Genomic DNA, 9,098 nt, shown 5'->3' with positions numbered 1-9,098 from the left:
GCCCTCCCGAGCGCGCCGCCATCCACGCGCCCATGGGCCCGCCCCAGTCCTGCGCCACCAGCACCACGTCCCGCAGGTCCAACCGCTCCACCAGCTCCAGCAGCGCCTGCCCGTGGTTGCCCAGCGTGTGCTCCGACAGCCGCCGCGGCTTGTCGCTCAGCCCCAGGCCGATGAGGTCCGGTGCCACCATCCGCAGGCCGCCGCCCTCCAGCGCCGACATCACCTTCCGCCACAGGAAGCTCCACGTCGGGTTGCCGTGCAGCAGCAGCACCGGCCGGCCCTCGCCGTGGTCCAGGAAGTGCACTCGAGAAACCCCGGGTCCGAAGCGCACCGGCACGAAGTGTGAGCGGAAGGGGAGCAGGCGGGCGATGAAGGGCGGGAGGGCGTCCATATCGGAATGTGGACGTATCAAGTCCCGCACCCTCTTCCAGCCAACACCCTTTTTGAGTGACTGGCGGCTGGCTGACGGCTCGCACCCAAGGGCGGGCTGCAATCCCGCAAGGAGGGCACAGCCTGTAACTGGTGGCCCCCGGGCCTGGTGGCGTCCAATTTTGGGGGGCGGAGGAGGCGTGGCATGAAGGCAGTAGCGATCATCCTCGCTGCGGGTGAGGCCCGGCGGATGGCCCATCCCAAGGCACTCATCGAGCACGAGGGAGGAAAGAGTTTCCTCCAGTCCCTGGCGTCCACCTTTGGCAAGGCGGGCTGCTCGGTGCTGGGGGTCGTGGGCAAGGACTCCGAGGCCATCCGGGAGCAGCACCCCGGCCTGGAGCTGGTGGAAGCGGAGCGGTGGCAGGAGGGCCCCCTGGCGTCCATGAAGGCGGGGCTGGAGGCCGCGCTGGAGATGGGCGCGGACGTGGTGATGCTGCAACCGGTGGACATGCCCGCGCTGCGGGCCTCCACGCTCAAGTCGCTCCTGAAGCTGATGGGAGAGGCGGACGAGGTGCTCCGGCCGGAGTTCGAGGGAGCGCCCGGCTGGCCGCTGGTGCTCTCGCGGGGCGCGGTGGAGCGGCTGCGCGCGGCGGAGGGCGCGCAGGTGGACCCCGCGCTCGCCAGCATGAAGGTGCGCCGGGTGCCGGTGAAGGACCCGGGCGTGGTCGTCAACATCAACACGCCGGAGACGTACGAGCGGCTCTTCGGAATGGCGCCTCGCCTGGCGCCTCCGCCGAAGCGCCGCGGCAAGCGGGGGACCTCCGCGGCCACCACGGTGTCGGAGCTGGGCGGCAACGTGCCCATGGCCGCCGCCTCCGAGGAGTAGCCTCGAAGGGGCCGGAGCTTCTCCAACCGGGCGGCTCCGGCCCGAAGTGTCCGCGTGAGGTGCGGGAGCCCGTCCACCGCGCGCGGGGCGCGTGGGAGGGGTTCCTCCTCGCGCGTCAGAAGGCCAGACCCACGCCGAGGTAGGGGCCGCCGAAGGCGTCCTCGTGCACCACGCCGTCCACGTGGCCGGCGTCGTTGAGGTACAGGGCCCGCCAGCCGCCGCGCAGGTTGAGGGTGCCCAGGTGCACGGCGAGGCCGGCCTGCGCATCCACCTGGCGGTGCGGGAAGGGGACGGCGTGCACCCGCGCCTCCAGGTCCACCGGGGAGCGGCCGATGCACGCCTCCACCGAGGCGCCCAGGCTGGGCCCCACGAAGATGATGTCCGGCGCGTGCGCGCTCGTCACGCCGGCCTCCAGGCGCATGCGGCCGCGCGGGCCCGCCCACAGCGCCGCCGTGGCGTGCGCGCTCAGCAGGGTGATGCGGTCCACGTCGTCGGAGCCGTCATCCGCCGGCAGCGCGATGCCCGTCACCCGGGTGTCCAGGCCCAGGCGCCGGCCCTCCATGGCCATGAACAGCCCCATGGCCCCGCCGTCCCCGAGCCGCTGGCCCTGCACGCCCAGCCGCACCAGCAAGGGCACCGGCTCGTGCCGCTCGCGCGTCACCCGCGTGACGGGCAACACGCGCGGACGCGGCGGGGGCGCGGCGAGGATGGCGCCGGCCACGATGACCTCGGTGAGCGGGCGGCGCACGACGGCGCGGCGCCGGCGCCGGGGCGCGTCGTCCGAGTCGTTGTCATCGCGCGCCACGCCGATGGGCGTCGCCCGGTGCGTGCGCGGCGAGTCGTTGTCGCGCGAGGGCCGCGGGCCGTTGTCGCCGCGCGAGCCTCCCGAGCCCTTCGAGCCGGAGGACGAGGAGCGCTTGCCGAAGCGGGCCTCGGCGGTGGGGGCACCCAGCAGGACACTGGCCGCCAGCGCGGCGCACAGCAGGGCCTTGGAAGACGGCACGGTCCACTCCTCTTCTCTGGATTCGAGAGCCTCGCGGGCGGGCACCCCGGCCGGCTGCCTGCTTCAGCATTCAACCGCCTTCCCGAGGAGGAGGACCATGGGACCGTGGGGGGGAAGCGCCGTTGGCGGGCATTTGCTGTGCGGCGCTGGACAGCGCTCCCCTCTGACGCCTCACGGAGCGCTCACGAGTGGAAGGTCCACCCGGGCTCCGCTCGGGGCCGCTGTCAACCCGGGCCTGTAATATCTGCATGGAACGACCATGCGGATGCTCATGGTCTGACAGTGGCGAACCCCCGGCTGGACACGGGGACTCGACACGCTAGGGTGGCGAACGTGACCCAGGTGGTGGCAAGGCCCACGGTCCTCCTCGTGGAAGATGACCCGGACATCCGGGGCACCATGGCGGAGGCCCTGCATGACGAAGGCTACGAGGTGGCCATGGCCGTCAACGGCCAGGAGGGCCTCCGGGTGCTGTCGTCCCTGGAGGGCCCCTGCCTCGTGCTGCTGGATTTGGAGATTCCCCGGCTGGACGGGCGCGCCTTCCTGGAGCGGCTGAAGGCGGAGCCGCGCTTCGAGGGGACGCGGGTGGTGGCCATGACGGGCGAGCCCGGGCCCGTGCTGCCCGGCGCGGTGGGAATGCTGCTCAAGCCCATCAAGCTGGGGACGCTGCTGGCGGCGGTGGCCCGGCACTGCCCGGCCAGGGGCGCCGGGACGCCGCCCGTGTCCGCCGCTCAGTAGGTGAGGCCCAGGCCGAAGTAGGGGCCGTGGAAGGTGTCCACGTGGCGGACGCCGTCGACCTCTCCGGCGTCATCCAGCACCATGCCGCGGTAGCCGCCGCGCAGCACGAGGGCGCCCAGGTGCAGCGCCAGCGCGGCGCTCGCGTCCACCTGCCGGTAGGGGAAGGGCGTCACCTGCGCGCGCGCCTCGATGTCCAGCGGGCCCGCCACGCACGCCTCCAGGGACATGCCCATGCTGGGGCCCACGAAGGAGACGTCCGGCGCGTTCGCGGTGCTCACGCCGGCCTCGGCGCGCAGCCGCACGCGCTCCAGCGAGACGAGCGCCCAGGTGAGGTGCGCCTCCACCAGGGTGATGGTGTCGGTGCCCTCCGAGCCGTCGTCCGTGCTCAGGCCGAGGCCGGTGACGCGCGCGTCCGCGCCGAAGCGCCGCCCCTCCAGGCCGATGAAGAGGTCCGCCGCGCCGCCCTCGTTGACGGGGCCGCCCTGCAGGCCCAGGCGGAAGGACAGCGGCGCCGCGTGGCGCTCCTGGCGCAAGTTGCCCTCCGGCCCCCGGTGGTCCACCACGAACCGGTGGTTGCCGCCCGTGAAGAGCACGGCGAGGAGGCTCAGGCCCGAGAAGTCGGCGTCGGAGCTGACGTACCGGCGGCCGCGCCGCCGCGAGGGGCGGTCGTCCTCGTCGTCATCGTCCGAGTCCTCCTCGCCCACCGGCGTGGCCTCGTGCGTCTTGTCGTCGTCCTTCTTCGAGTCGCTCTGGCTGGGGCGCGAGCGCTTGCCGAAGCGGGCCTCGGCGGGGCTCGGGCCCAGGAGGAGCCCGAGTGAGAGCGCAGCACACAGCATCGCGCGAAGTGGGGACACGGTTTCTGCTCCGAGGTGGGGGCCGGAATCGGGCCTGCTGGAGACCTGGACGGCCGCCCGGCTGCTTTATTCAACCTCCAACGAACGGGCCGCGGCCACCCCCCCTCCAGGGAGCCCCTACTGCTGGGGCGGCGGCTGGGTCGTCGCCAGCAGGCACTCGCCTGGGGACTTCGGGCGGCACGTGGTGGTGCACCGGGGCGGGTAGGAGGTGTAGGTGCACTTCTTGGTGCACACCTGCCGGGACTTCTCGGGCAGCACATCACAGGGGCTGCGCAGGAAGACGGTGATGGGCTCGGGGTGCGAGAAGCCGGAGGCGTCCTGGCAGCCCTCGAAGTCACCGTCGCCCAGGACCTTGTCGCCGTCATCGTCGTCGCACCGGCGCGGCAGGGTGCTGCCGCTGCCCGGCTCGCAGGGGCCGGTGGGGAGGGCCAGGCAGCCGTGGAGGCTGTCGCCCCCGACGGTGGCGTTGGCGCAGATGCGCGAGCGCAGGTGGTCGTCCCCGGACACCCAGTCCCGGCTGTGGCAGGCGAAGACGTTCAGGTACGGGTAGCCCTGGTAGCTCTTGCGGACGAGGTAGGGGGCGAAGTCCTTCTCATGGTCCAGCAGCACCTCGATGGAGAGCGCGTCCGGGTCGAAGAGGTTTCCGTAGAAGGCGCCCTCGCGGAAGGTGAAGGCGCCGAAGGGGGCCGCGGGGTACGCGCCGGCCGTGGCCTGTGGCCGCACCCAGGTGCCGGGGGGGGTGCTCCGGTTGTAGGGCGCGGACATGACGCTGTACTCGCCGCTGGCGGGGCAGATGAAGGTGGCGCTGGGGGCGATGCCGCCGCACTTGTTGCGGTCCGCATCCGCCAGGGCATCCCCCCGGGTGCAGCCCCGCGCGTCCTCGCACACGCGCAGCACGCGGTCGCCGCCGATGTCGCCCACCTTCCCGGTGCACGTGTCCGGCGCGGGCGCGCCCGCGGCCACCGTCACCACCTCGCCGGGAGTGCACCGGCCCACGTTTTCCCCCAGCCAGCCGCACTCGGGCTCCAGGCCGAAGCCGCCCGCGAGGCAGGGCAGGAACATGGGGCTCCACTCCTCGGAGGCGCCGGATGGGTTGAAGCGCTTCGGGTCCCTCGGGTCCTCGCCGCGCATGGAGAGCTCCACCTCGAGGTGGTAGGCGTTGTTGCGCGCCAGCAGGCACGCCGTCACGTAGCCCAGGCACTCGGGGCTCGGCGCGTCGCGCTCCCACTCGGGGCACAGGCCGGCCTCGCCCTCGAAGGTGTGGAACTCGCCCTTCAGGCTCTTCCACTCCACCTTCTGGCCCGGCGCCAGGGCGCAGCCCACGAGGTAGTCCATGACGCGCAGCGCGGGCGGGTGCTCCAGCTGGTGCGCCAGGCGCTCGTCGCTGGCGAAGGCCTTGGAGCTGAGCGGGCCCGAGGAGAGCGCCTTCAGCGACTCGCGGTTGGTGGTGAGCGCGTTGAGCTGCAGGTCCGCGGTGGCCAGCGAGTTGAGGATGCGGATGCCGGGCTCGGCCGCGGCCCGGGACGCGGGGACGAGCAGCGCGAGCAGGCACACGAGCGCGGCCAGCGGGCGCCGGAAGAGGGCACGGGAAACACAGGGCGACATGGGCGACGACCTCGGAAGCGAAGGGAACGCGAGGATGCCGGGTAGCACGCGGCGGGCCGTCGCTCCGGGCCCCGTGCTTTCGCGGGGTTGCGCCCGGAGCGCACGGGCCCGCTGTTGCTCCCCGGTCCACAGCGCGCGGGAGGCTGTGGACGCGAGGACAACGGCCTCGGGGCCAACCCTTCGCCGGCCTCCAGCGCCTTCAGCGCCGGGCCATCTTCTTGCCCTTGGTGGACGCCTTGCCGGCGCGCCGGGGCTCGGGCTGGCCCTGGGAGGCGGGGGCTTCCGTCGCCGGAGCGCACGCGGTGGTGGCCGCCGAGGCGAGGGCGGCCTGGTGTTGTTGCTCCAGCGTCCGCAGCCGGCGCGACTGGGCCTCGCGCAGCGCCTGCAGTTCGGCCACGCGGGACTCGGACTCGGCGGCCTCGCGCTCGAGCTGCCCGTTGCGCTCCACCAGCGCGGAGATGGAGCGCGAGCCGGCCCAGGCTCCCGACGTGGCGAGCACCACCACACCCGCCAGCAGGCCCCAGGGCAGCCATGCCCGGCGCCGCCGCGCGGGCTCGCTTCGCTGAGTCGCTTCAGCTTGCATGACCCGAAGGCTAGCGAGCCCACCGGGGTAGGCCTCAAGGCGGCGACCCTGCGACCCCGAGCGCCGGGGCCGGAAGAGGTCCGGGGCGCCCCGGAGGCGGGGCCTGGAGGACTTCAGCCGCGCGGCAGCCGCAGCACGAAGCGGGTGCCGGGGCCCTCGGGCGGGGGCTCCACGGTCAGCTCGCCGCCGTGGGCGCGGGCAATCTGGCGGGAGATGTAGAGGCCCAGGCCGAGGCTGGCGCGGGCGTGCTCGCCGGTGGCGCGCTCGAAGCGCTCGAAGATGCGCGCGTGCGCCTCGCGGGGGATGCCCGGGCCCCAGTCGCGCACGACGACGACGGCGGTGTCGCCGGTGTCCTCCACGCTCAGCTCCACCGGCTGGCCGGGGGCGTACTTCATGGCGTTGGACAAGAGGTTCATCAGCACCTGCTCCACGCGGAGCCTGTCCACGAAGACCTTCACCGGCGCGTCCGCGTGGACGGCCGCCGCGCAGCCGGCGTTGGCCAGCGCGTCCTCCATGCGCGTCACCAGCCGGTGCGCCAGCGCGGACAGGTCCACCTCCTCGCGCTGCAGCTCCAGGCGCCCGGTGCTGATGCGCGTCACGTCGAACAGGTGGTTGACGAGGTGGGCCAACCGCTCCGCCTGCCGCCGCGCGCTGGCCACGCCCTGCCGCAGCCGCTCCGGCTCGATGGGCGTTTCCCGCTCCGTCGCGCGCTGCAGCGAGGCGAGCTGGAGCTGGAGCGCGGACAGGGGCGTGCGCAGCTCGTGCGTGGCGATGGCCACGAACTCGTCGCGCGCCGTCACCGCGGCCTCCGCGTCCCGGTACAGCCACGCGTTGTCCACCGCCAGCGCCGCGCGCGCCGCCAGGTCCTCCAGGAAGGCCAAATCGCGTCCGCCGTAGCGCCGCGAGGGGTTCTGCGAGGCCGCGCTCACCACCCCGAGCGTGCGTCCGCGCGCCACCAGGGGAACGAACATCACCGAGCGCGGCCCCATCGCTTCCATCAGCTGGCGGTGCTCGGGCGACACCGCGATGGACTCCAGCCACGCCGGGCCTGCCTCGGAGACCAGCTCCGGCTGGCCCGTGCGCAGCACGCGGCGGATGGGCGAGTGGTGCGCGCCGGGAGGCGGCGGGAAGCGCGACTGGTCCAGCAGCCGCTGGGTGTTGGGGTCGCTGGCGCGCGCCTCCACCCGTTCCAGTTGCTCGCCGTCCGGGGCGAGCATGTCCACCGTGCAGTAGTCCGCCACCTGTCCCACCACCACCTCGGCCACGGTGCGCAGCGTGGTGCGCCAGTCCAGCGAGGTGGACAGGCGCGCGGTGGCGTCCGCGAGGAAGCGCAGCCGCTGCTCCTCCTGCTTCTGCTCCGTCACCTCCCGCACCGTGGCGCCCACGCCCAGCGTCTCGCCGCTCAGGCGCACCGGAAAGTAGGTCTGCAGGAACTGGCGGGGCTCGCCCGGGCGCGGGTCCACCAGCAGCGCGTCCACCGCCGGCTCGCCCGTGTGCAGCACGCGGTGGATCTGCTTCTCGATTGTGTCCGCGTGCGGGCCCAGCACCTCCCGGGGCGTGCGGCCCAGGTGCGCCTCCGGGGGCACGCCGTTGAAGTCGGCCAGCACCGGGTTGATGTGCACGTAGCGCAGCTCCCGGTCCAGGAAGGCCATGCCCACCGGCGAGGCGGCGAGGAAGGCCCGCAGCAGCGCCAGGGAGGCATCGCGCTCCCGGAGTGCCTCCTGCGCCTGGCGGTACAGCCGCGCGCTGTCCACCGCGAGCGCCGCGCGGCGGGCGAACTCCTCCGCGTACGCGAGGTCCATCGGCGTGTAGCGGCGCGCCTGCGACGTGGAGATGAGCGTGATGAGGCCGAACCTCCGCTCGCCCCGTACCAGCGGCAGCGCCAGCATGGAGCGGGGCGCCAGCTCCTCCATCAGCCGGAGGTGCTCGGGCGAGCGCGCGTGGCGCTCCAGCCACTCGGAGGTGATGTCCGGCGTCAGCATCGCGCGGCCCTCGCGCATGGCCCGCGCCATCACCGTGTCCCCATCCAGCCGGGCCGGGTAGGGCATGGCGCGGTCCAGCAGCGTCTGGCGCTCGGAGTTCCGCGCGAAGAGGGCCAGCCGCTGCAGGGTGCCGTTCTCTCCCAACATGTCGAGCAGGCAGTAGTCCGCCCACTCGTGTGTAGCCAGGCGTGCCACCGCCTTGAGCGTGGGCTCCCACTCCAGCGACTCGGCCAGCAGGCGGCTGGCCCCGGACAGGAAGGCCTCCGCGCGCTCGGTCACCTTCCGCTGGGTGATGTCCACGTTGACGGCCACCGCCCCCATCAGCGCGCCATCCCTGCCGTACAGGGGGGTGGCGGAGTTGAGGATGGTGCGCCGCGCGCCGTCGAAGGCGACGATGTCCAATTCCTGGTTGAGCACCGTCTCCCCGCCGAGCAGCGCGCGAGCCAGGCCCCACTCGTGCGGCTCCAGCCGCCGGCCGGTGTCCGGCCACCACGCCTGGTATTCGCGGTACTCGGGGATGCTCCCCACGTGCGGCACCCGGCCTCCCCAGAGGGCCTCCGCCGCCTCGTTCGTCTCCACCATCCGCCCGTTCGCATCCACCAGGAAGACGCCCATGGGCAACAGCCGCAGCACCGCGCGCAGCCGTTCCCACTCGGGCGATGAGGCGAAGTCGGGGGTGGGGACGGAAGACTCGGACATGCAGGGCCAGGGCCTCGGCCCCACTGCCTACCTTGCGGACGATGCCCCCGGCTGACAACCCGGACCCCACCCCAAACGTCGGCCGCTCGATTTACGGGAAGTTCCTGGAAACGACGGGCCGGAGGGCCCGCACCGGACTTGATTTCAGGGGTGGGGACGGGGCGTCATCCGGGCCCTTTCCCTTCTTCTCGACTCGGTGGGCTTGATGGCGATTTCGTGCGTGGTGCTGGACTTCGACGGGACCTTCACGGACGTGGCGGCGGAGAGCGCGCCGTTCCTCGTCCACTTCCGCCAGGGGCTGGCACGGGTGCTGGGCGAGGACCTGGAGGTGGCGTGGGAGGAGGAGGTCTGTCTCTTATAAGCATCTGACGCTGCTTAC

8 protein-coding genes and 1 pseudogene are annotated in these 9,098 nt (G+C 73.2%); 3 read left to right on the top strand and 6 right to left on the bottom strand.

Going from position 1 to position 9,098, the window contains the following annotated elements; all coding sequences use genetic code 11:
• The coding region (locus HG543_RS47940) for an alpha/beta fold hydrolase (protein ID WP_211194672.1) at window positions 1-412 on the bottom strand (412 nt) is incomplete at its 3' end.
• Between the two features lie 162 nt (window positions 413-574).
• Here HG543_RS47940 and HG543_RS47935 point away from each other — a divergent pair.
• The gene (locus HG543_RS47935) at window positions 575-1,255 is read left to right on the top strand and encodes a nucleotidyltransferase family protein (RefSeq protein WP_169351670.1); all 681 of its coding nucleotides are present in this window, start codon (window positions 575-577) and stop codon (window positions 1,253-1,255) included.
• 115 nt (window positions 1,256-1,370) lie between these two features.
• Here the strand turns inward: HG543_RS47935 and HG543_RS47930 are convergent, their stop codons facing one another.
• Window positions 1,371-2,258, bottom strand: a complete 888-nt coding sequence (locus tag HG543_RS47930) for a porin family protein (RefSeq protein ID WP_169351669.1) — start codon at window positions 2,256-2,258, stop codon at window positions 1,371-1,373.
• Window positions 2,259-2,582: 324 nt separating this feature from the next.
• On the opposite strand from HG543_RS47930, the gene HG543_RS47925 reads away from it, so the two are divergent.
• Entirely contained in the window at window positions 2,583-2,996 is a 414-nt protein-coding gene (locus tag HG543_RS47925; protein ID WP_169351668.1) for a response regulator, read from the top strand.
• Here the strand turns inward: HG543_RS47925 and HG543_RS47920 are convergent.
• The 4 genes from HG543_RS47920 to HG543_RS47905 all read right to left on the bottom strand — a co-directional run bounded on the left by HG543_RS47920 (window position 2,990) and on the right by HG543_RS47905 (window position 8,719).
• On the bottom strand, window positions 2,990-3,850 hold the full coding sequence (locus HG543_RS47920) for a hypothetical protein (RefSeq protein WP_169351667.1): 861 nt from the start codon (window positions 3,848-3,850) through the stop codon (window positions 2,990-2,992). The genes HG543_RS47925 and HG543_RS47920 overlap by 7 nt on opposite strands.
• Before the next feature lie 117 nt (window positions 3,851-3,967).
• Window positions 3,968-5,455: a hypothetical protein gene (locus HG543_RS47915; RefSeq protein ID WP_169351666.1), complete on the bottom strand. Its 1,488-nt coding sequence runs from the start codon at window positions 5,453-5,455 to the stop codon at window positions 3,968-3,970.
• A gap of 199 nt (window positions 5,456-5,654) precedes the next feature.
• Complete coding sequence (locus HG543_RS47910) at window positions 5,655-6,038, bottom strand: PilN family protein (protein ID WP_169351665.1); 384 nt, start codon at window positions 6,036-6,038, stop codon at window positions 5,655-5,657.
• Between the two features lie 113 nt (window positions 6,039-6,151).
• Window positions 6,152-8,719 (bottom strand): PAS domain-containing protein, encoded by a 2,568-nt coding sequence (locus HG543_RS47905; RefSeq protein WP_169351664.1) that lies wholly within the window; start codon window positions 8,717-8,719, stop codon window positions 6,152-6,154.
• A 205-nt stretch (window positions 8,720-8,924) separates the two neighbouring features.
• Here HG543_RS47905 and HG543_RS47900 point away from each other — a divergent pair.
• Window positions 8,925-9,077, top strand: a pseudogene (locus HG543_RS47900) (HAD family hydrolase); the annotation flags it as partial.
• Window positions 9,078-9,098 lie beyond the last annotated feature (21 nt).

The organism is Pyxidicoccus fallax (assembly GCF_012933655.1).
GTDB lineage: Bacteria > Myxococcota > Myxococcia > Myxococcales > Myxococcaceae > Myxococcus > Myxococcus fallax.
Note: the sequence above shows the minus strand (reverse complement) of the source record. Positions and strands in the feature narration are given on the sequence as shown.

What these genes read in the sequence shown, in the direction of transcription:
- HG543_RS47935 (WP_169351670.1), top strand. Translation starts at nt 575, where the DNA reads ATGAAGGCAGTAGCGATCATCCTCGCTGCGGGTGAGGCCCGGCGGATG.
- HG543_RS47915 (WP_169351666.1), bottom strand. Translation starts at nt 5,455, where the DNA reads ATGTCGCCCTGTGTTTCCCGTGCCCTCTTCCGGCGCCCGCTGGCCGCG.
- HG543_RS47910 (WP_169351665.1), bottom strand. Translation starts at nt 6,038, where the DNA reads ATGCAAGCTGAAGCGACTCAGCGAAGCGAGCCCGCGCGGCGGCGCCGG.
- HG543_RS47905 (WP_169351664.1), bottom strand. Translation starts at nt 8,719, where the DNA reads ATGTCCGAGTCTTCCGTCCCCACCCCCGACTTCGCCTCATCGCCCGAG.